Genomic DNA, 20,783 nt, shown 5'->3' with positions numbered 1-20,783 from the left:
GCTGCGACGTTCTTGAAATTGGCGTTACCGGCTTTCACATCGCGTCAGCCGGGCACGCACCGTGCCCGTTGAGCGCATTCCAACGATTCAACGCCGCCTGGAGCGGCCTCACCTCACGCCATGAGCACCGACGCCTTCCGCACCGATGCCGACATCTCCACCGAGCCGCTGCTGGCGCACGCGGGCTGCGCCTGCGCGCTGTGCGGGCGCGGCGCCGCGCGCCTGGGCGGCGAGGGGGGCAACGCGGGCGGCGGCGTCTCGCGGCGCCTATTCACCGGCGCGCTGCTGGGCGGCGCGCTGCTGCCCGCGGTGGCGCAGGGCGTGCGGGAGGAGGTGGGGTCCGAATCCGCCTTCTCGCGCTTGGTGCCGGCCGAGGAGGTCGAGGCCGCCGCCACGCAGCAGTACAAGCAGCTCCTGTCGGAAGCCGCCTCCAAGCGCGCCCTGGCGCCGGCCGAGCACCCGCAGGTGCAGCGGCTGCGCTACATCGCGCAGCGCATCATTCCCTTCACCGACACCTGGAACCCGCGTGCGCGGCAGTGGAAGTGGGAGGTGAACCTGATCGGCAGCAAGGAGCTCAACGCCTTCTGCATGCCGGGCGGGAAGATCGCCTTCTTCTACGGGATCCTGCAGCAGCTGCAGCTCAGCGACGACGAGGTGGCGACCATCATGGGCCACGAGGTGGCGCACGCGCTGCGCGAGCACGCGCGCGAGCGCATGGGCAAGTCGGCCGCGACGCAGTTGGGCGCCGGCGCCCTCTCGGCGCTGCTGGGCCTGGGCAACCTGGGCAACCAGGTGCTGGGCATGGGCAGCCAGTTGCTGACGCTGAAATTCAGCCGCGAGGACGAGTCCGAGGCGGACATCGTGGGCATGGAGCTGGCGGCGCGCGCCGGCTACGACCCGGCCGCCGGCGTGAGCCTGTGGCAGAAGATGATGGCCGTGAGCCAGGGCGAGCCGCTGGCCTTCATGTCCACCCACCCCAACAGCGAGACGCGCATCCGCGACATCCAGGCGCGGCTGCCGCGCGTACAGCCGCTGTACGCGCAGGCCGCGAAGCCGCCGCAGCGCTTTGGGCCGCCGGCCAAGACGGGCAACCGCTGATCACCCGCGCCGGCCGCGCGTGGGCTCACGCCCCCCGCAAGTCCCTCACGTAGGGATTGGTCCGCCGCTCGCGCCCAAAGCTGCTCTCCGGCCCGTGGCCGGGGATGAACACCGTGTCGTTGCCCATGGGCCACAGCCGCTCGCGGATGCTGCTGATGAGCTGGTCGTGGTCGCCTTGCGGGAAGTCGGTGCGGCCGATCGACCCGGCGAACAGCACGTCGCCCACGAAGCAGCGCTCGATCTCCGCGGCGTGGAACACCACGTGGCCCGGCGTGTGGCCGGGGCAGTGGCGCACGCTGACCTCGCTTTTGCCCAGCTGCAGCTTGTCGCCGTCTTCCAGCCAGCGCGTGGGCGTGAAGTGCTCGGCCGGCGGGAAGCCGAACATCACGCTCTGCTGGGGCAGGCCGTCTATCCAGAACTGGTCGCCGCGGTGCGGGCCGATGATGGGAAGCCCCTCTTCGCGCGCGAGCTGGCCGGTGCCGCCGGCATGGTCGATGTGCGCATGGGTGAGCCAAAGCGCCACCAGCTTGAGGCCGCGCTGCTTCACGGCGGCGCGCAGCATCTCCAGCTCGCCGCCGACGTCGATCAGCACGGCTTCCTGGGTCTGGTCGCACCACAGCAGCGAACAGTTCTGCTGGAACGGGGTGACGGGGAGGGTTTCGTAACGAAGCATGGCCGCCATTGTGGCCGGCACGGGGCGGGCATTGCGCCTGCCGCAGGAGCAGCGATGGATCACGCCCGGGCACCAAGCCCCCACGACCCCAGCGAAGCGCCGGCAACGCGCACGGCCCGCAGCCGCCTGCCGCACGCGGCCGCCGGCCTGGCCACCGCCATGGCCGCGCTGCTGCTGGCGGGCTGTGCCAACAACGAATCCCAGTCCACCGCCTGGCCGCGTCCGCAGGACAGCCGCGCGCTGCTCTTGAGCCTGCTGCCCGCCCAACTGCCGGACCGCGCCGGCTGGGCCACGGACACCTACGCCGCCTTCTCGGCGCTGCAGATCCCGCCCACGGCCGCCAACTTCTGCGCGGCGCTGTCGGTGGCGGAGCAGGAATCGAGCTTCCAGGCCGATCCGTCAGTGCCCAACCTGGGGGCCATCGCGCGCAAGGAGATCGACGAGCGCGCCGGCCGCGTCGGCGTGCCCTCGCTGCTGGTGTCGGCCGCGCTGCAACTGCCCTCGTCGGACGGGCGCAGCTATGCCGAGCGCATCGAATCCGCCCGCACCGAGCGGCAGTTGAGCGACGCCTTCGAGGACCTCATCAACCGCGTGCCCCTGGGCCAGCGCCTGTTCGGCAAGCTCAATCCGGTGCGCACCGGCGGGCCCATGCAGGTGAGCGTGGCGTGGGCGGAAGCGCACGCCGAGCGTTATCCGTACCCGCTGGACGGTGGCGTGCGCGCAGCGGTGTTCAGCCGCCGGGGCGGGATGTTCTTCGGCATCGCCCACCTGCTGGACTACGCCGCGCCCTACGACCGGCCGCTCTACCGCTTCGCCGACTTCAACGCCGGGCGCTGGGCCAGCCGCAACGCGGCGTTCCAGCGGGCCATCAGCGCCGCCAGCGGCATCCCGCTCACGCCGGACGGCGATTTGTTGCGCGGCGACGGCCAGCGCGGCGCGACGCAAGCCGCGGCGCTGTCGCTGGCGCCGCGGCTGGGCGCGTCCGAATCGGAAGCGCGCAGCGCCCTGGAGCTGGGCGACCAGCCGGGCCTGGAGAAGAACGGCTTCTATCGCCGCGTGTTCGAGGCCGCCGAGCGCAACGAGGGCAAACCTCTGCCGCGCGCGGCGGTGCCGGACATCGCACTGTCCAGCCCAAAGATCACCCGCCCTCTGAGCACCCGCTGGTTTGCCGACCGCGTGCAGCAGCGCTGGCAGCGCTGCATGGCGCGCGCGCCGGCGGGTTCGCAGGCGGCTGTTTCATCGCCCGTGGAGCCCTGAGCCATGTCCAACGCACCGACCGTCGAAACCCTGGAAGTGGAAACCGGCGACCGCCCAACGGCCAGCCTGATCGTGCTGCACGGCCTGGGCGCCGACGGCCACGACTTCGAGCCCCTGGCCCAGCAGATGGATTTATCGGCCCTGGGCCCCGTGCGCTGGATCTTTCCGCACGCGCCGGTGCGGCCGGTGACCATCAACGGCGGCTACCGCATGCGCGCCTGGTACGACCTGCTGGGCAGCGAGCTGCAGCGCCGCGAAGACGAGCCGGGCCTGCGCGCCTCGCTCCAGGAAGTGCTGGCCCTGGTGGCGCGCGAGCGCGAGCGCGGCGTGGCGGCACGGCGCATCCTGCTGGCGGGCTTTTCGCAAGGCTGCGCTATGGCGCTGCTGGCGGCCCTGCGCTGCGAGGAGCGCCTGGCGGGCGTGGCGGGCCTCTCTGGCTACCTGCCGCTGGCCAGTCTCACGGCCGCCGAGCGCCACGGCGCCAATGCCGATCTGCCGGTGTTCCTGGCCCACGGCTCCATGGACCCCGTCGTGCCCATGGCCGCGGGCAGCGGCACGCGCGAGCTGCTGCGGCAGCTCGGCCACGAGGTGGAGTGGCACGAGTACCCGATTGGGCACACGGTCAGCGTGGAAGAGCTGGAAGCGCTGCGGACGTGGATATTGAAGACGGCGGCGGCCTGAAAATTCACAGTGCCAAGTCGTACTCGATCGTCAGCGGCGCATGGTCCGAAAACCGCGTCGCCTTGTGGATCGCCGCGCCGCGCGCCGCCTTGGCGATTTCCGGCGTGGCGATTTGATAGTCCAGCCGCCACCCGACATTCTTGGCCCAGGCCTGGCCGCGGTTGCTCCACCACGTGTAGCACTCGTCGGTGGTGTCGGGGTGCAGGTGGCGGTAGACGTCCACCAATTCCAAATCCTTCACCATGCGCGAGAACCATTCGCGCTCTTCCGGCAGGAAGCCGCTGTTCTTCTGGTTGCCGCGCCAGTTTTTCAGGTCAATGGCTTGATGGGCGATATTCAAGTCGCCCACCATCACGAATTCACGGCCCTGGGCGCGCAGCTCCTTCAAATGCTCGAAGAACACCGCCAGGAAGCGGAATTTCGCGGCCTGGCGCTCCTCGCCGCTGGAGCCGCTGGGAAAATAGGCGCTGATGACGCTCAACTTGCGCACGCTGGTATCGAAGCGCGCCTCCACATACCGGCCCTCGGCGTCGAACTCCTCGCAGCCAAAGCCCGAAACAAAATGGCTGGGCTCGCGGCGCGTGTAAATGCCTACGCCTGAATATCCTTTTTTCTGCGCATGGTGAAAATGGCAATGAAAACCCTTGGGGGAAGCGACTTCAACCGGCAGGTCGCAGGCGTGGGCCTTCAGTTCCTGGACACAAATCAGGTCGGCATCCTGTTCGGCCATCCACTCCATGAAACCCTTGGAGGCGGCGGAACGGCAGCCGTTCAAATTGGCGGTAATGATTTTCACGGGCGCGATTCATTGGTTTGCAGCGGGCCGGATTGTCACACCACCACTGCGCGCGGGTGGCGGGGCCGGGCGCCCATGCGGTCCTTGAGCAGGCTCACCAGCGGCAACTCCACACAGCGGCCCAGCAGCATGGTGCCGGCCAGGCCGATGGCGACGGCCAGGGCATACACCAGCACCTCGGGCAGCGCGTGGTACAGGCCCAGCTTGAGCATCACCCAGTAGCTCACGTTGATCAGCAGGATGTGGCCCAGGTAGATGGAGTAGGACACCGAGCCCATGCGTGCCAGCCAGGCCGGCGTGCGCAGCGCCTGCTGCTGCTCCAGGCTCACCAGCGCCATCAGCACGGCGGCCGAGGCCAGGCCCAGGGCCAGCGCGCCCATGTCGGAATGCAGCGGCCAGGGGCCGCGCACCTCCAGCACCACCGCCCCAATGAACAACCCCACCGCCGCCGGCAGCGCCACCCGCGGCAGGCGCAGCGGGTAGCGGCGCGTCCACACGCCCACCACCACGCCGAACAGGAACTGCAGGCAATGTGCATTGGCCATATTGAAAGGCAATTCCACCTGCACCAGCCCAAAAATCCGCGCCAGAATCACGAGCGCCCAAATGGAAAATGCGATAGCACCCAGCCTGACATTCAGCAGCAGCAGGCAGAACAGCACATAGAAAAGCAGCTCATACTGCAGCGACCAGGCCACCCCCACGTATTTCGGCTCGCCCTGGCCCATGAGCAGGAAAATCGTGTCGGGAATGTCGTTCCAGCCCATGCTTATTTGCAGGCCCTTGCCGGCGGCAAGATGGCCTGCGGTGGCAACGACAATGGTCAACGCCAGCACGGCCCAGTAAATCGGAAATATCCGCGAGAACCGGCGCCACAAATAGCGTGGAATACTCTCCGGCCGGCCCAGCTCCTTGAAATGCACGTAGGTGATGATGAAGCCGCTGAGCACGAAAAAGAAATCCACGCCCACGTAGCCGAAGCCAAAGATATTGCCCAGGCCAATATGGCCGGAGAGATGATCCACGCGCATGACATTACCGGCATGCAGCAGCACCACGATGAGGGCGGCCAGGGCGCGGGCGCCTTCTATGGCATCCATCCGGGACGGTGCGCGTGGCGCAGGCGGAATTTGGGAGGAAACGGTCATGGACGGGAGGGCACGGAAAAAGCGTCGGCGGATCATAAGGAGCCACCCCGCGGGCACGGAGGCGGTCCAGCGGCCCCGGCGTGAATTAGTGATGGCGGGCGGCGTGCCGGGCGCGCGCGGGCGCCCCCCTACAATGCCGCGCCCTCGTTTTCACCTCACCAAAGCACGCCCACCATGGACAAGCACCCGATTACCAATGACTCGCTGGCCCAAGACTTCGTGAAGTTCGCAGTGGACGTGGGCGTGCTGCGCTTCGGGGAGTTCAAGACCAAGGCCGGGCGGCTGTCGCCCTACTTCTTCAACGCCGGGCTGTTCGACGACGGCGCCAAGCTCGGCCGCCTGGCGCAGTTCTACGCACAGCGCCTGGTCGCCTCCGGCCTGGAGTTCGACATGCTCTTCGGCCCCGCCTACAAGGGCATCGCGCTGGCCGCGGTCGTGTCGGTGGAGCTGGCGCGCCTGGGCCACAACAAGCCCTACGCCTACAACCGCAAGGAAGCCAAGGATCACGGCGAGGGCGGCACGCTGGTGGGCGCACCGGTGCGCGGGCGGGTGCTGATCATCGACGACGTGATCTCCGCCGGCACCTCGGTGCGCGAGTCCATCGCCATGATCCGCGCCGCCGGCGCCCAGCCCTGCGGCGTGACCATCGCCCTGGACCGCCAGGAAAAGGCCACCGAGAACGGCGCCGACGTGCCCTGGTCCGCCGTGCAGTACGTGCGCGACAAGCTGGGCCTGGCGGTGGTGAACATCGCCGCGCTGTCCGACCTCATGAGCTTCCTGGACCGCAGCGAGGACCCGGCCCTGGCGCAGTTCAAGGCGCCGGTGGCGGCCTACCGCGAGCGCTACGGCGTTTGATCAGCGCCGGCTGAAACACCGGCCGCAAGACATTAAGTCGTCATGCCCGCGAAAGCGGGCATGACGAGATGATGAGTGGCGAGCCTGCCGGTGGAGCAGGACCGTGAATCAGCCCTGCAGCTTCTTCTTCAGCAGCTCGCCCGCCAGGCCCGGATTGGCCTTGCCCTTGCTGGCCTTCATCACCTGGCCGACCAGGGCGTTGAACGCCTTGTCCTTGCCGGCGCGGAACTCGGCCACGGACTTCTCGTTGGCCGCCAGCACCTGCTCGACGATGGCTTCCAGCGCGCCGGTGTCGCTCATCTGCTTGAGGCCCTTGGCCTCGATGAGCGCGTCCACGTCGCCGCCTTCGCCGGCCCACAGGGCGTCGAACACCTGGCGGCCGCCGTTGTTGGAGATGGTGCCGTCGGCGATGCGACCGATCAGCGCACCCAGCGTCGCGGGCGCCACGGGCACCGCCTCGATGGACGAGCCGTCGGCGTTGAGCCGCTTGCTGATCTCGCCCATCAGCCAGTTGGCCACCAGCTTGGGTTGCTTGCAGGCGTCGCGCGCGGCCTCGTAGTAGCGGGCGAAGGCCAGGCTTTGCGTGACCATGCCGGCGTCATAGGCCGGCAGCCCGTCCTGCTGCTGGAAGCGGCCGGCCATGGCCTGGGGCAGCTCGGGCATGTCGGCCTTCACGCGCTCCACCCAGTCCGGCGCGATCACCAGCGGCGGCAGGTCGGGGTCGGGGAAGTAGCGGTAGTCGTGCGCGTCTTCCTTGCTGCGCATGGCGCGGGTCTCGCCGCTGTCCGGGTCGAACAGCACGGTGGCCTGCTCGATGGACAAGCCGTCCTCGATCTGGTCGATCTGCCACTGCACCTCGTAGTCGATGGCTTGCTGCAGGAAGCGGAAGGAGTTGAGGTTCTTGATCTCGCGCCGCGTGCCGAAGGGCTCGCCGGGGCGGCGCACCGAGACGTTGGCGTCGCAGCGGAAGGAGCCTTCCTGCATGTTGCCGTCGCAGATGCCGAGCCACACCACCAGCGCGTGCAGCGCGCGGGCGTAGCCCACGGCTTCCAGGCTGGAGCGCATTTCCGGCTCGGAAACGATCTCCAGCAGCGGCGTGCCCGCGCGGTTGAGGTCGATGCCGGTGAGGCCGTGGTAGTCCTCGTGCAGGCTCTTGCCCGCGTCCTCTTCCAGGTGGGCGCGGGTGAGATTGATGCGCTTCTTCTCCTCGCCGGCCAGGAACTCGATCACGCCGCCCTGGACGACGGGAATCTCGTACTGGCTGATCTGGTAGCCCTTGGGCAGGTCCGGATAGAAGTAGTTCTTGCGCGCAAAGATCGACTGGCGCGCCACCTTGGCGCCCACGGCCAGGCCGAAGCGGATGGCCCGCTCCACGGCGCCGCGGTTGGGCACGGGCAGCGTGCCGGGCAGCGCCAGATCCACGGGGCTGGCCTGGGTGTTGGGCGCGGCGCCGAAGGCGGTGGAGGCGCCGCTGAAGATCTTGCTCGCGGTGGAGAGCTGGGCGTGCGTCTCCAGGCCGATGACGACCTCGTAGCCGCGTATGAGTTTGGGCGTGGTCATGGTGCGGGGATCAGAAGCCGGCGGGCGCGCGCAGGTGGTGGTCGGTGGCCTGCTGGAAGGCGTGGGCCGTGTGCAGCAGTTGGCCTTCGGCGAAGTAGTTGCCGATGAGCTGCAGGCCCACGGGCATGCCGCCCTCGCCAAAGCCGGCCGGCACGCTCATGCCGGGCAGGCCCGCGAGGCTGGCGGGCAGGGTGAAGATGTCGGCGAGGTAGGCCGCCACGGGATCGTCGCCCTTGTCACCCAAGCGCCATGCGACGCTGGGAGCCACCGGCCCGGCGATGACGTCGCAGTCGTTGAAACACTGCTGGAAGTCGTCGGCGATCATGCGGCGCAGCTTCTGCGCCTGCAGGTAGTAGGCGTCGTAGTAGCCGTGCGAGAGCACGTAGGTGCCGATCATGATGCGGCGCTTGACCTCGGCGCCGAAGCCCTGGGCGCGCGTCTTCTTGTACATGTCCACCAGGTCGCCGTAGCTCTGGGCGCGCTGGCCGTAGCGCACGCCGTCGTAGCGCTGCAGGTTGGAGCTGGCCTCGGCCGGGGCAATGATGTAGTAGACGGGGATGGAGAGCTCCGTGCGCGGCAAGCTCACCTCCACCAGCGTCGCGCCCAGCTTCTCCAGCTCGGCCAGGGCGCCGCGCACGGCGCCGTTGACGTCGGCCGCCAGCGCCGCGGGGAAGAATTCTTTGGGCAGGCCCACGCGCAGGCCTTGCAGCGGTTTACCCGGCGTGGCGCCTTCGCGGGCGGCCAACATCTGCGCGTGGTAGTCCTCGGCGGGGCGGTCGGCGCTGGTAGCGTCGCGCTCGTCGAAGCCGGTCATGGCCGACAGCAGCAGGGCGCAGTCCTCGGCGGAGCGGGCCATGGGGCCGGCCTGGTCCAGGCTGGAGGCGAAGGCGATCATCCCGTAGCGCGAGCAGCGGCCATAGGTGGGCTTGATGCCGGTGATGCCGCTGAAGCTCGCGGGCTGGCGGATGGAGCCGCCGGTGTCGGTGCCGGTGGCCGCGGGCAGCAGCCGCGCCGCCACCGCCGCCGCCGAGCCGCCGGAGCTGCCGCCGGGCACGCGCGAGCGGTCCCAGGGGTTGAGCACCGCGCCCCAGGCCGAGTTCTCGTTGGCCGAGCCCATGGCGAACTCGTCGCAGTTGAGTTTTCCAAGGCTCACCATGCCCGCGGCCGACAGCTTGGCCACCACGGTCGCGTCGAAGGGGCTCTGGTAGCCCTTGAGCATCTTGGAGCCCGCGGTGGTCGGCGCCGCGGCGGTCACGAAGATGTCCTTGTGCGCGATGGGCACGCCGGTGAGCGCCGAGGCGTTGCCGGCGGCGCGGCGCGCGTCGGCGGCCTGCGCGGCGGCCAGGGCGCCTTCGGCGTCCACGTGGACGAAAGCGCCGAGCTGTTGGTGGTCCGCAACCCGTGCAAGCAGGTGTTGCGTGAGCTCGGTGCTGGAAATGTCCTTGGCGGACAAGGCGCGCGACAATTCGGCCACGCCCAGCGCGTGCGGTTGCTGCTTCATTCGATCACCTGGGGCACGAGGAAGAGGCCGTCCTCGACGGCCGGGGCGCTGCGCTGGTTGAGCTCGCGCTGGTCGGTTTCGCTCACGCGGTCCTCGCGCAGGCGCAACTGCACTTCCGCCAGCGCCGACAAGGGCGTGTACAGCGGCTCCACGCCGCTGGTGTCCACCGCGCGCATCTGCTCGACGATGGTGAAGAAACCGTTGAGCTGCTGGAGCATCGCGGCCTGTTCGTCGGCCTGCAGTTCGAGGCGGGCGAGGTGGGCGATGCGGCTCACGTCCGAGGGGCTGAGGGCCATGGCAATAGTGCTCGGGTTCAGGCGATTGCAGGGTCGCCGAAAGGCGGCGATCCAGGGGGATCGGGTATTATCGCCCGTTACCCAGAACCCACCGGGGCGGAGCGCGTGCAGGCGTTTTCCGGGGCGCGCGAAGCAGTTGAAACGCCCCCGAGAGCCTTCACAAACGCGAGCCGCGCCGGCGGGTTTTTTGTGCAGGAACCTTTTTCAGCTGGCGCAGGCAAGGCGGCTCTTATCAGCCCCCTGCGTCGCGGCTACGAGCCGCACTCAACCCCGCAGCTTCGATGACGAATTCCGGCGTTCGACCCCCGCCGCGGCTTGGCGCTTTCCCAGCCTGAGGCGCATGCGCCCTCCGCGCGCGATCGAACCCCGCTGACGCTGATCCCCCACCATGTTTGAAACCTTCCGGCGCTACTTCTCGACCGACCTGGCCATCGACCTCGGGACCGCCAACACCCTGATCTACGTCCGCGACAAGGGCATCGTGCTCGACGAGCCCTCCGTGGTCGCCATCCGCCACGAGGGCGGGCCCAACGGCAAGAAGACCATCCAGGCCGTGGGCGCCGAGGCCAAGGCCATGCTGGGCAAGGTGCCCGGCAACATCGACGCCATACGGCCCATGAAGGACGGCGTGATCGCCGACTTCACCGTCACCGAGCAGATGCTCAAGCAGTTCATCAAGATGGTGCATCCGCGCTCGGTGCTCAAGCCCAGCCCGCGCATCATCATCTGCGTGCCCTGCGGCTCCACCCAGGTCGAGCGCCGCGCCATCCGCGAGTCCGCGCTGGGCGCGGGCGCGTCCGAGGTCTACCTGATCGAGGAACCCATGGCTGCCGCCATCGGCGCCGGGCTGCCGGTGTCCGAGGCTTCCGGCTCCATGGTGGTGGACATCGGCGGCGGCACGACCGAGGTCGGCGTCATCTCCCTGGGCGGCATGGTCTACAAGGGCAGCGTGCGCGTGGGCGGCGACAAGTTCGACGAAGCCATCATCAACTACATCCGCCGCAACTACGGCATGTTGATCGGCGAGCCCACGGCCGAGTCCATCAAGAAGAACATCGGCTCGGCCTTCCCCGGCTCCGAGGTCAAGGAGATCGAGGTCAAGGGCCGCAACCTGAGCGAAGGCGTGCCGCGCAGCTTCACCATCAGCTCCAACGAGATCCTGGAAGCGCTCACCGACCCGCTCAACAACATCGTCTCCAGCGTCAAGAACGCGCTGGAGCAGACCCCACCGGAGCTGGGCGCCGACATCGCCGAGCGCGGCATGATGCTCACCGGCGGCGGCGCGCTGCTGCGCGACCTGGACCGGCTGCTGGCCGAGGAAACCGGCCTGCCCGTGCTGGTCGCCGAAGACCCGCTGACCTGCGTCGTCCGCGGCTGCGGCATGGCGCTGGAGCGCATGGAGCGCCTGGGCAGCATCTTCACGTCCGAATAAGGCGACGCGCGCCGCGCACCGCGCCTGAGAGCAGCCCCGACTTCCGCCGCACGCGCCATGGCCCTGGGCACCCTGGACCGGACCCCGCCGCCCTTCTTCAGGCAAGGTCCGTCGGCGCTGACCAAGCTGCTGCTTTTTGCGGCACTGGCGCTGTTCCTGATGGTTGCCGACGCCCGCTTCGCGCTGGTGCAGCAGGCCCGCGCCGTGCTGGCCACGCTGCTGCTGCCCGTGGAGCGCACGCTGGCCGTGCCGGTGGGGCTGGTGGAGGAGGGCTACGTCTACGTGCAGGGGCTCAAGGTGGCGCGCGCCGCCGAGGAGGCCGCGCTCAAGCGCCTGGCCACGCAGTCGCTGCAGGCCGCGCGCGTGCAGCAGCTGGAGTCCGAAAACGCCAAGCTGCGCGCGCTGCTGGAGCTGCGCCCGTCCATCACGGCACGCTCGCAGGCCGCCGAGGTGCTGTGGGAGGCAAGCGATCCCTACACGCGCAAGGTCATCATCGACCGCGGCGCCAAGCAGGGCGTCGCGCTGGGCGCGCCGGTGGTGGACGAGCACGGCGTGCTGGGCCAAGTGACGCGGCTGTACCCGCTGTCGGCCGAAGTCACGCTGCTGTCGGACAAGGACGCCGCCATTCCCGTGCTCAACGGCCGCACGCAGCAGCGCGGCGCGGCCTTCGGCGGCGTCAACAACGCGCTGGAGCTGCGCTTCATGGCCGCCAACGCCGACGTGCAGCCGGGCGACCCCATCCTCACCTCCGGGCTGGACGGCGTGTACCCGCCGGGCCTGGCCGTGGCCACGGTGGAGCGCATCGACCGCCAGGCCGAGGGCGGCTTCGCCCGCGTGAGCCTCAAGACCGCGGCCAAGATGGACGACGTGCACCACCTGCTGGTGCTGGAGCCCATCAGCCGCCAGTTGCCCCCGCGGCCCGACCCCAAGCAGGACGCACTGGCCGCCAGCGGGGGGCCGCGATGATCATGCCCCGCGGCTCGGACCAGCTCCTGCTGCCGGCCAACCCCATCTTCATCTGGTTCGCGCTGCTGGCGGCGCTGGCCATCAACCTGCTGCCGCTGGGCCGCCAGCCCGCCATGCCGGACCTGCTGGCGCTGGTGCTGGTGTTCTGGAACGTGCACCAGCCCCGGCGCATCGGCGTGGGCGTGGCCTTCATGGGCGGGCTGGTGATGGACGTGCACCACGGCGCGCTGCTGGGCCAGCACGCGCTGGCGTATTCGCTGCTGTCCTACTTCGCCATCACCGTGCACCGGCGGCTGCGCTGGTTCAGCGTGCTGGAGCAGGCGCTGCAGATCGCACCGCTGTTCCTGGGCGCGCACCTGGTGTCGCTGGTCATACGCATGATCGCCGGCGACATGTTCCCGGGCTGGAGCCTGCTGCTGGCGCCTCTCTTCGAGACGCTGCTGTGGCCGCTGGCCGCCTGGCTGCTGCTGGCGCCGCAGCGCCGCGCGCCCGACCCGGACGAGAACCGGCCGCTGTAAGCCGCGCCGGCCCTCCAGTCCACCAAGGATTCACGCCGCGCGCCCGGCCGCCCGCCATGCAGCACCGCCCGCCACGCCAAAATCCCCGCGCCTGCACGGCGGCGGCGACTCGCGCAAAGTGCGCGCCCTCCCACCCCGGCAGCGCCACTGCCCCTTGCCAGCGTGACTGAACTTCGCAACGTCGAGCGCGAACTGCACCGCTTCCGCAGCCGTGTACTGGCGGCGGCGGCCTTCGTCCTGCTGGGCTTCGGCCTGGTGGGCGCCCGGCTCTTCTACCTGCAGGTGCTGCAGCACGACGCGCTGTCCGCGCGCGCCGAGGCCAATCGCATCGCCGTGCTGCCCTCCGTGCCCAACCGCGGCCTGATCGTGGACCGCAACGGTGTGATCCTGGCCACCAACTACTCGGCCTACACGCTGGAGATCACGCCCTCCAAGGTCGAGCAGCCGCTGGAGCGCGTCATCGAACAGCTCGGCGAGCTGGTGGAAGTCACCCCGCGCGACCGCCGCCGCTTCAAGCGGCTGCAGGAAGAAAGCAAGAACTTCGACTCGCTGCCCATACGCAACCGGCTCACGGACGCCGAGGTGGCGCGCTTCACGGCGCAGCGCTTCCGCTTCCCCGGCGTGGAGGTGAAGGCGCGCCTCTTCCGCCAGTACCCGCTGGGCGAGACCGGCAGCCACCTCATCGGCTACATGGGCCGCATCAACCAGGCCGAGAAGAAGGCCATGGAGGATTGGGACGAGGACCTGCAGGCCAACTACCGCGGCACCGACTACATCGGCAAGCTGGGCGTGGAGCAGAGCTACGAGACCATGCTCCACGGCACCACGGGCTTCGAGGAGGTGGAGACCAGCGCCGGCGGCCGCGCCGTGCGCCGGCTGCGCACCCACCCGCCCACGCCGGGCAACACGGTGGTGCTGTCGGTGGACATCAAGCTGCAGGCCATGGTGGAGGAGCTCTTCGGCGACCGCCGCGGCGCGCTGGTGGCCATGGACCCGCGCACGGGCGAGGTGCTGGCCTTCGTCAGCAAGCCCACCTTCGACCCCAACCTGTTCGTGGACGGCATCGACGTGGAGAACTGGCGCGAGCTCAACGAGTCCATCGACAAGCCGCTGCTCAACCGCGCGCTGCGCGGCACCTACCCGCCGGGCTCCACCTTCAAGCCCTTCATGGCCATCGCGGCGCTGACCACGGGCAAGCGCAACGCCGGCCAGATCATTTACGACAACGGCAGCTTCCAGTTCGGCAACCACACCTTCCGCAGCCACGGCGACCACGGACTGGGCCCGGTGGACATGCACCGCTCCATCGTCATGTCCAGTAACGTCTACTACTACTCGCTGGCCAACGAGATGGGGGTGGACCTGATGCACGACCAGCTGGAGCCCTTCGGCTTCGGCCGGCGCACGGGCATAGACATCCAGGGCGAATCCACCGGCCTGCTGCCCAGCACCGAGTGGAAGCGCCGTGCGTACAAACGGCCGGAGCAGCAGAAGTGGTTCGCCGGCGAAACCATCTCGCTGGGCATTGGCCAGGGCTACAACAACTTCACCATGCTGCAGATCGCCACGGCCATGTCCACGCTGCTGTCCGGCGGCGAGCGCAACAAGCCGCACCTGGTGCACGAGGTGCAGGACGTGGTGACCCACGCCAAGCGCGAGGTGCACCCCGAGCCGCTGCCGCCGCTGGGCCTGAAGCCGGAGCACGTGGAAATCATCAAGCGCGCCATGTACGGCGTGACGCAGGAAGGCACCTCCACCAAGGTCTTCGCCGGCGCCCCGTACAAGAGCGGCGGCAAGACCGGCACGGCGCAGGCCGTGACCATCCGCCAGAACGAGCGGTACAACGCCGGGCGGCTGGCCGAGCACCAGCGCGACCACTCGCTGTACCTGGCCTTCGCGCCGCTGGAGGCGCCCACCATCGCGCTGGCGGTGATCGTAGAGAACGCGGGCTTCGGCGCCGCGGCGGCCGCGCCCATCGCGCGGCGCGTCTTCGACTACTGGCTGCTGGGCAACTACCCCAGCGAGGCCGACGTGGCCGCCACGCGCCGCGGCGAGAGCGTGGCCCCCATAGGCACACCGCGCCGCGTGGAGGACGTGCCCCTGCCCGGCACCGCCGACTTGGCCGCCGGCTTCTCCGTGCCGCAAAGCGTGGCACAGGGCGCGGCGGCGGAGGTGAAGCGATGAGCGCTGCAATTCTGGAGAAACCCACCCTGTGGCAGCGGCTGCGGCCGGTGCTCTCGGGGTTCGACCTGCTGCTCATGTTGGGCGTGCTGGCGCTGGCCGCGGGCGGCCTGGTGACCATGTACTCCGCCGGCTACGACCACGGCACGCGCTTCGTGGACCATGGCCGCAACATGCTGTTGGGCGTGGCCATCCTGTTCCTGGTGGCGCAGGTGCCGCCGCAGCGGCTGATGCAGTTGGCCGTGCCGCTGTACGGCCTGGGCGTGGCGCTGCTGGTGGCCACGCTGCTGTTCGGCATCACCAAGAAGGGCGCCACGCGCTGGCTCAACGTGGGCGTGGTGATCCAGCCCAGCGAGATCCTGAAGATCGCCACGCCGCTGATGGTGGCGTGGTGGTTCCACCGCCGCGAGGGGCAGGCGCGGCGCAGCGACTTCTTCATCGCCTTCGGCCTGGTGCTGCTGCCCTTCGCGCTGGTGGCCAAGCAGCCGGACCTGGGCACGGCGCTGCTGATCTTCTCGTCCGGCCTGTACGTGATCTTCTTCGCCGGGCTGCCCTGGCGGCTGATCCTGCCGGTGTTCATCGCCGGCGCCATAGGCATTGGGGCGCTCATCGCCAGCGAGGACCAGATCTGCCAGCCCGGCGTGGACTGGCCGCTGCTGCACGACTACCAGCAGCACCGCATCTGCACGCTGCTGGACCCGAGCAAGGATCCGCTGGGCAAGGGTTTCCACACCATCCAGGGCATGATCGCCATCGGCTCCGGCGGCATGAGCGGCAAGGGCTTCATGAAGGGCACGCAGACGCACCTGGAGTTCATTCCCGAGCGCACCACGGACTTCGTCTTCGCCGCCTTCTCCGAGGAGTTCGGCCTGGCCGGCACGCTGAGCCTGCTGCTGGGCTTCACCTTCCTGATCGTGCGCGGCCTGCTGATCGCGGCGGAGGCGCCGACAACGTTCGCGCGCTTCCTGGCCGGCGCCATCTCCATGAGCTTCTTCACCTACGCCTTCGTGAACATGGGCATGGTCAGCGGCATCCTGCCCGTGGTGGGCGTGCCGCTGCCCTTCATCAGCTACGGCGGCACGGCCATGGTCACGCTTGGGCTGAGCCTGGGGATGCTGATGTCGATCGCGCGCAGCCGGCGGCTGATGCAGTCTTGAGCAGCGGGCGGGCCGGTGCGCCGGCTCGCGATCGTTCAGTTTTTTGTACTTGAGGCCCCCATTGAATGGGCCTCATCGTTCAGATTTCTGAACGACGAGGCCGTGGGGCGCGCCGCAGCCTGCGCCTCACCTCATCCCGCCGCCCCCGCATCCGGCCGCGGCTCGCCGGGCGCGGGCAGGGCGGGCAGGGCGTCATCCGGTGTTGCCTCCTGCGGCGGCAATTTGAAACGCACGCTCACGCGCGTGCCGGGCATGGCGTGGGTGGCACGGTCGTAGGTGTCGTCCAGGGTGATCTCGGCGTTGTGGCGCTGCGCGATCTCGCGAACGATGGCCAGGCCCAGGCCGCTGCCGTCCACGTTGGTGCCCAGCGCGCGGTAGAAGGGCTGGAACACCAGCTCGCGCTCCGCCGGGGCGATGCCGGGGCCGGAGTCCTCCACCTGCAGCAGCAGCACGGGCTGCTCGGGGCCGGAGGCCGGGTCCAGGCACACGCGCACCGTCACCGTGCCGTCCGCGGGCGTGTACTGCAGCGCGTTGTCCACCAGGTTGCGCACCAGCTCGCCCACCAGCACGGGCTGGCCGGCGAGCGGCGGCAGCGACTCGCCCTCGTCCGGGCCCTCGTAGCCCAGGTCTATGCGCTTGTCCATGGCCTTGGGCACGAGGTCGTGCACGGCCTCGGTGGCCAGCCGCGCCAGGTCGAAGGACTGCACGCGGCGCGACTGCTCGTCGTCCTCGGCGCGGGCCATGGACAGCAACTGGTTGACCATGTGCGCCGCGCGCTGGCTGGACAGGGCGATCTGCTGCAGCGAGCGCTTCACGGCCTGCGGCTCGCTGCCGGCGTCGATTTCGCGCTGGGCCAGCTCGGCCTGCATGCGCAGCCCGGCCAGCGGCGTCTTGAGCTGGTGCGCGGCGTCGGCCAGGAAGTGCTTTTGCGACTTCATGGACGTGTCCAGCCGCTGCAGCAGGTCGTTGATGGCGCGCACCAGCGGCGTGACCTCCTCGGGGGCGTCGCGCTCGTCGATGGGGCTCAAGTCCTGGCTCTCGCGCTGGCGGATGCGGCGCTGCAGGTCGTTCAGGGGCGCCAGGCCGCGCGCCAGGGCCAGCCACACCAGCAGCACCGCCACGGGCAGGATCACGAACTGCGGCAGGATCACGCCCTTGATGATCTCGGTGGCCAGGCGGGAGCGGCGGTCCAGCGTCTCGGCCACCTGCACCAGGGGTGGCTCCTCGTCCAGGGCCAGCGGCATGGCCAGGCGTACGGAGGCCACGCGCACGGGCTCGTCCTGCATCTGGTCGTCGCGGAAACGCAGCTCGCCCGCGGGCGCCGGGTCGCCGGTGGGCGGGGGCAGCTCGCGGTCGCCGGCCACCAGCTCGCCGTGCGTGCCCAGCACCTGGAAGTAGAACTGGCCCGTGTCGTCGGCGCGCAGCGTGTCGCCCAGCGTCTCCACGATGCGCTCGGGCGCCAGCACCGCGCGCCCGGCCTCGCTTTCCACCACCACGCGCCGCGCCAGGGTGCGGGCCATCTCGCCCAGGTCGCGGTCGTAGGGGCGGTGGGCGATGCCCTGCGCCACCAGGTAGGTGATGCTCACGCTCATGGGCCACAGCAGCAGCAGCGGCGCGAGCATCCAGTCCAGGATCTCGCCGAAGAGGGAGCGTTGTTCGCGGGAGGAGGAAAACATCGTCGCGGGCGCCGCAGTCAGGTTGGGCGCCGCGACGGCTGCGCGGCGGCGCGGGAAGCCGGTGGTGGGCCGGGGATCAGCCGGAGATCTTCTCCAGGCAGTAGCCCAGGCCGCGCACGGTGGCGATGCGGATGGGGCCCTGCTCGATCTTCTTGCGCAGGCGGTGGATGTAGACCTCGATGGCGTTGTTGCTCACCTCTTCGCCCCATTCGCACAGGCGCTCGACGAGCTGGTCCTTGCTCACCAGGCGCCCGGCGCGCTGCAGCAGCACCTCCAGCAGCGAGAGCTCGCGGGCGGAGAGATCGATCATCTGGTCGTTGATGTAGGCCACGCGGCCCGTGGCGTCGAAGGACAGCGGCCCGTGCTTGATGACGTTGGAGGCCGTGCCCAGGCCGCGGCGCGTGAGGGCGCGCACGCGCGCCTCCAGCTCGGCCAGCGCGAAGGGCTTGGCCATGTAGTCGTCCGCGCCCAGATCCAGCCCCTTGACGCGCTGCTCAATGCCGTCGGCAGCCGTCAGAATGAGCACCGGTACCGCGGAGCCGCGCGCACGCAGCTTGCGCAGCACCTCGAAGCCGTGGAGCTTGGGCAGGCCCAGGTCCAGGATGAGCAGGTCGAACTCGTGGGAGGACAGCGCGGCGTCGGCCTCGGTCCCGCTGCTGACTTGGTCCACCGCGTAGCCGCTGTTGCGCAGCGAGCGCAGCAGGCCGTCAGCCAGCACCTGGTCGTCTTCGGCAATCAGGATGCGCATCGCCGGGTCTCCTTGATATTCATGGCGCGAGAAGCACTACCGCCCTTGCATCGGACGGCGCAAGCTCCATTTTAGGGAGTCGGCGCCGTCCGTCCCCACAACGCAATGCCCCTTCATCACTGTATAGACATACAGTTCTGAGATAAAATCATGGCCACGAAATCGGAGAAAGCAATGGACGCACCTGTGAAGGCACTCAACACCGAAAAAGCCAAGGCCCTGCAGGCGGCGCTGGCCCAGATCGAAAAGCAGTTCGGCAAGGGCTCGATCATGCGGTTGGGCGAGGGCGAGGCGATCGAGGACATCCAGGTCGTCTCCACCGGCTCGCTGGGCCTGGACATCGCGCTGGGGGTGGGCGGTCTGCCGCGTGGCCGCGTGATTGAGATCTACGGCCCGGAATCGTCGGGCAAGACGACGCTGACGCTGCAGGTCATCGCCGAGATGCAGAAGCAAAACGGCGTGTGCGCCTTCATCGACGCCGAGCATGCGCTGGACGTGCAGTACGCGCAGAAGCTGGGCGTGAATCCGCACGAGCTGCTCATCAGCCAGCCCGATACCGGCGAGCAGGCGCTGGAAATCACCGACGCGCTGGTGCGGTCGGGTTCGGTGGACCTCATCGTCATCGACTCGGTAGCCGCGCTCACGCCCAAGGCTGAAATCGAAGGCGAGATGGGCGACTCCCTGCCCGGCCTGCAGGCCCGCCTGATGAGCCAGGCGCTGCGCAAGCTCACCGCCACGATCAAGAAGACCAACTGCATGGTCATCTTCATCAACCAGATCCGCATGAAGATCGGCGTGATGTTCGGCAACCCCGAAACCACCACCGGCGGCAATGCGCTCAAGTTCTACGCCTCGGTGCGCCTGGACATCCGCCGCATCGGCAGCATCAAGAAGGGCGAGGAGGTCATCGGCAACGAGACCAAGGTCAAGGTGGTGAAGAACAAGGTCAGCCCGCCGTTCAAGACGGCCGAGTTCGACATCCTCTACGGCGAGGGCATCAGCCGCGAGGGCGAGATCATCGACATGGGCGTGGCCGCCAAGATCGTGGACAAGTCCGGCGCCTGGTACGCCTACCAGGGCGAGAAGATCGGCCAGGGCAAGGACAACGCCCGCGAATTCCTGCGCGAGAACACCGACGTGGCGCTGGAAATCGAGAACAAGGTGCGCGAAGCCATGGGCATCCCGCTACTGCCGGTGCCTGCCGCCGGTGCTGACGGCGCCAAGGCCGCCGCTGCCGAGTAAATGCCCACAGCCGGGCCGCGGGTGGCGGCATGAAGCAGTCGCTGTCGCTCAAGGCCCGCGCGCTGGCCATGCTGGCGCGGCGCGAGCACAGCCGCAGCGAGCTGCGCCGCAAGCTGCTGCCCCATGCCCGCGCCGCGGCGCTGGAAAAAGCCGCCGGGGCGGCCGTGACGCCCCGCAACCCTGACGATTTGCACCGCTTGCCCGGCCCGGCGCCTGCCCGGCCGGGCATTTTTTCGTCCAGGAACGCTGCCGGGGCCCCGCCGAAAGCCGGCCCGCGCCGCGGCGGCTGGGGCTCGCGCGGCGCTCGCGCGGGGCAGGGCGGCGGTGTGGCGGACGGGTCGGATGAGGCGGACAGCGCCTGGGCCGCCGGCCGCGCCCCGGACCGGGCCGACGACTTCGACGTGCCCGCGCCGCCGCCCGCCCAGCCTGCCGTGGACACCGCCGCCGCTTGGGCCGAGGCCGACAGCGACCTCGACGTGCTGCTGGACTGGCTGCAGGCCCACCGCTATTTGTCGGAGGAGCGCTTCGTGGAGTCGCGCGTGCATGCGCGCGCCGGGCGCTTCGGCAACCTGCGCATACGCCAGGAGCTGGCGCAGCACGGCGTGGCCTTGGGCGAGGAGGCGGCGCAGCAGTTGCGCGATACCGAGCTGGAACGCTGCCGCGACGTGTGGGCGCGCAAGTTCGGCGGCGAGCCGCCGGCCGACGCCGCGGCGCGCGCGCGGCAGATGCGCTTCCTGGCCGCGCGCGGCTTCAGCGCCGACGTCATTCGCCGCGTGCTGCAGGCCAGGGACGACTGAGGCCGGCACGGCCGCCAAGGCTTGATCCGGCACAAGCTGGCGGTCAAGCCCGCGTAAGTTTTTGCGCAGGAAGCGCGTGCTACATTGCGCGCCGTTTGCCACGCCCAAAGGCCCAGGAATCCCGTAGTTGTGGGATCCATTGCCGCAGTTCCATGGCCTCTATGCCAGCTGTCCTTCTGCGAAACGCGACTGCCATCCGCC

At 69.3% G+C, this 20,783-nt stretch carries 19 protein-coding genes and 1 pseudogene; 12 read left to right on the top strand and 8 right to left on the bottom strand.

Annotation, left to right across the window (positions count from 1 at the left end; translation table 11 throughout):
• Positions 1–120 precede the first annotated feature (120 nt).
• Positions 121–1,098, top strand: coding sequence for a M48 family metallopeptidase (locus SM757_RS07385; RefSeq protein WP_066330593.1), 978 nt, complete (start codon positions 121–123; stop codon positions 1,096–1,098).
• A 25-nt stretch (positions 1,099–1,123) separates the two neighbouring features.
• Here the strand turns inward: SM757_RS07385 and SM757_RS07380 are convergent, their stop codons facing one another.
• On the bottom strand, positions 1,124–1,771 hold the full coding sequence (locus SM757_RS07380; protein WP_066330772.1) for an MBL fold metallo-hydrolase: 648 nt from the start codon (positions 1,769–1,771) through the stop codon (positions 1,124–1,126).
• Positions 1,772–1,825: 54 nt separating this feature from the next.
• Here SM757_RS07380 and SM757_RS07375 point away from each other — a divergent pair, with 54 nt between their 5' ends.
• Together SM757_RS07375 and SM757_RS07370 are read left to right on the top strand one after the other, a co-directional pair.
• The gene (locus tag SM757_RS07375) at positions 1,826–3,028 is read left to right on the top strand and encodes a DUF1615 domain-containing protein (RefSeq protein ID WP_322464958.1); all 1,203 of its coding nucleotides are present in this window, start codon (positions 1,826–1,828) and stop codon (positions 3,026–3,028) included.
• Between the two features lie 3 nt (positions 3,029–3,031).
• Positions 3,032–3,709: an alpha/beta hydrolase gene (locus SM757_RS07370; RefSeq protein WP_322464957.1), complete on the top strand. Its 678-nt coding sequence runs from the start codon at positions 3,032–3,034 to the stop codon at positions 3,707–3,709.
• Between the two features lie 4 nt (positions 3,710–3,713).
• Here SM757_RS07370 and SM757_RS07365 read toward each other — a convergent pair whose 3' ends face one another.
• Both SM757_RS07365 and SM757_RS07360 read right to left on the bottom strand, forming a co-directional pair.
• On the bottom strand, positions 3,714–4,505 hold the full coding sequence (locus SM757_RS07365) for an exodeoxyribonuclease III (RefSeq protein ID WP_322464956.1): 792 nt from the start codon (positions 4,503–4,505) through the stop codon (positions 3,714–3,716).
• A gap of 35 nt (positions 4,506–4,540) precedes the next feature.
• A complete protein-coding gene (locus tag SM757_RS07360) occupies positions 4,541–5,605 on the bottom strand; it encodes an acyltransferase family protein (RefSeq protein WP_322464955.1) in 1,065 nt (354 codons plus the stop codon).
• Between the two features lie 222 nt (positions 5,606–5,827).
• On the opposite strand from SM757_RS07360, the gene pyrE reads away from it, so the two are divergent.
• Positions 5,828–6,508: an orotate phosphoribosyltransferase gene (gene pyrE / locus SM757_RS07355; RefSeq protein ID WP_322464954.1), complete on the top strand. Its 681-nt coding sequence runs from the start codon at positions 5,828–5,830 to the stop codon at positions 6,506–6,508.
• 108 nt (positions 6,509–6,616) lie between these two features.
• On the opposite strand, the gene gatB is transcribed toward pyrE, so the two are convergent.
• The 3 genes from gatB to gatC are packed head-to-tail and all read right to left on the bottom strand — an operon-like array spanning position 6,617 to position 9,865.
• A complete protein-coding gene (gene gatB, locus SM757_RS07350) occupies positions 6,617–8,068 on the bottom strand; it encodes an Asp-tRNA(Asn)/Glu-tRNA(Gln) amidotransferase subunit GatB (protein WP_322464953.1) in 1,452 nt (483 codons plus the stop codon).
• Positions 8,069–8,078: 10 nt separating this feature from the next.
• Positions 8,079–9,569: an Asp-tRNA(Asn)/Glu-tRNA(Gln) amidotransferase subunit GatA gene (gatA, locus tag SM757_RS07345; protein WP_066330584.1), complete on the bottom strand. Its 1,491-nt coding sequence runs from the start codon at positions 9,567–9,569 to the stop codon at positions 8,079–8,081.
• Complete coding sequence (gatC, locus tag SM757_RS07340; RefSeq protein ID WP_066330583.1) at positions 9,566–9,865, bottom strand: Asp-tRNA(Asn)/Glu-tRNA(Gln) amidotransferase subunit GatC; 300 nt, start codon at positions 9,863–9,865, stop codon at positions 9,566–9,568. The genes gatA and gatC overlap by 4 nt, the downstream gene beginning before the upstream one ends.
• A 388-nt stretch (positions 9,866–10,253) precedes the next feature.
• On the opposite strand from gatC, the gene SM757_RS07335 reads away from it, so the two are divergent.
• The 5 genes from SM757_RS07335 to rodA all read left to right on the top strand — a co-directional run bounded on the left by SM757_RS07335 (position 10,254) and on the right by rodA (position 16,119).
• On the top strand, positions 10,254–11,297 hold the full coding sequence (locus SM757_RS07335; protein ID WP_066330582.1) for a rod shape-determining protein: 1,044 nt from the start codon (positions 10,254–10,256) through the stop codon (positions 11,295–11,297).
• A gap of 57 nt (positions 11,298–11,354) precedes the next feature.
• A complete protein-coding gene (gene mreC / locus SM757_RS07330) occupies positions 11,355–12,263 on the top strand; it encodes a rod shape-determining protein MreC (RefSeq protein ID WP_066330581.1) in 909 nt (302 codons plus the stop codon).
• Complete coding sequence (mreD, locus tag SM757_RS07325) at positions 12,260–12,781, top strand: rod shape-determining protein MreD (protein WP_066330579.1); 522 nt, start codon at positions 12,260–12,262, stop codon at positions 12,779–12,781. The genes mreC and mreD overlap by 4 nt, the downstream gene beginning before the upstream one ends.
• Before the next feature lie 162 nt (positions 12,782–12,943).
• On the top strand, positions 12,944–14,965 hold the full coding sequence (gene mrdA / locus SM757_RS07320; protein WP_066330577.1) for a penicillin-binding protein 2: 2,022 nt from the start codon (positions 12,944–12,946) through the stop codon (positions 14,963–14,965).
• Positions 14,962–16,119: a rod shape-determining protein RodA gene (gene rodA / locus SM757_RS07315; RefSeq protein ID WP_066330576.1), complete on the top strand. Its 1,158-nt coding sequence runs from the start codon at positions 14,962–14,964 to the stop codon at positions 16,117–16,119. Before mrdA ends, rodA begins: the two co-directional genes overlap by 4 nt.
• A gap of 131 nt (positions 16,120–16,250) precedes the next feature.
• Here the strand turns inward: rodA and SM757_RS07310 are convergent, their stop codons facing one another.
• Both SM757_RS07310 and SM757_RS07305 read right to left on the bottom strand, forming a co-directional pair.
• Complete coding sequence (locus SM757_RS07310) at positions 16,251–17,795, bottom strand: sensor histidine kinase (protein WP_322464952.1); 1,545 nt, start codon at positions 17,793–17,795, stop codon at positions 16,251–16,253.
• A gap of 76 nt (positions 17,796–17,871) precedes the next feature.
• On the bottom strand, positions 17,872–18,543 hold the full coding sequence (locus SM757_RS07305) for a response regulator (protein WP_066330573.1): 672 nt from the start codon (positions 18,541–18,543) through the stop codon (positions 17,872–17,874).
• 174 nt (positions 18,544–18,717) lie between these two features.
• Here SM757_RS07305 and recA point away from each other — a divergent pair, with 174 nt between their 5' ends.
• The 3 genes and pseudogenes from recA to SM757_RS07290 all read left to right on the top strand — a co-directional run bounded on the left by recA (position 18,718) and on the right by SM757_RS07290 (position 20,582).
• A complete protein-coding gene (gene recA, locus SM757_RS07300) occupies positions 18,718–19,785 on the top strand; it encodes a recombinase RecA (RefSeq protein ID WP_066330571.1) in 1,068 nt (355 codons plus the stop codon).
• 29 nt (positions 19,786–19,814) lie between these two features.
• Positions 19,815–19,922: pseudogene (locus tag SM757_RS07295) on the top strand (recombination regulator RecX); the annotation flags it as partial.
• 27 nt (positions 19,923–19,949) lie between these two features.
• Positions 19,950–20,582, top strand: coding sequence for a regulatory protein RecX (locus SM757_RS07290; RefSeq protein ID WP_322464998.1), 633 nt, complete (start codon positions 19,950–19,952; stop codon positions 20,580–20,582).
• Positions 20,583–20,783 lie beyond the last annotated feature (201 nt).

Source organism: Azohydromonas lata, assembly GCF_034427735.1.
Classification (GTDB): Bacteria; Pseudomonadota; Gammaproteobacteria; order Burkholderiales; family Burkholderiaceae_C; genus Azohydromonas; species Azohydromonas lata.
Note: the sequence above shows the minus strand (reverse complement) of the source record. Positions and strands in the feature narration are given on the sequence as shown.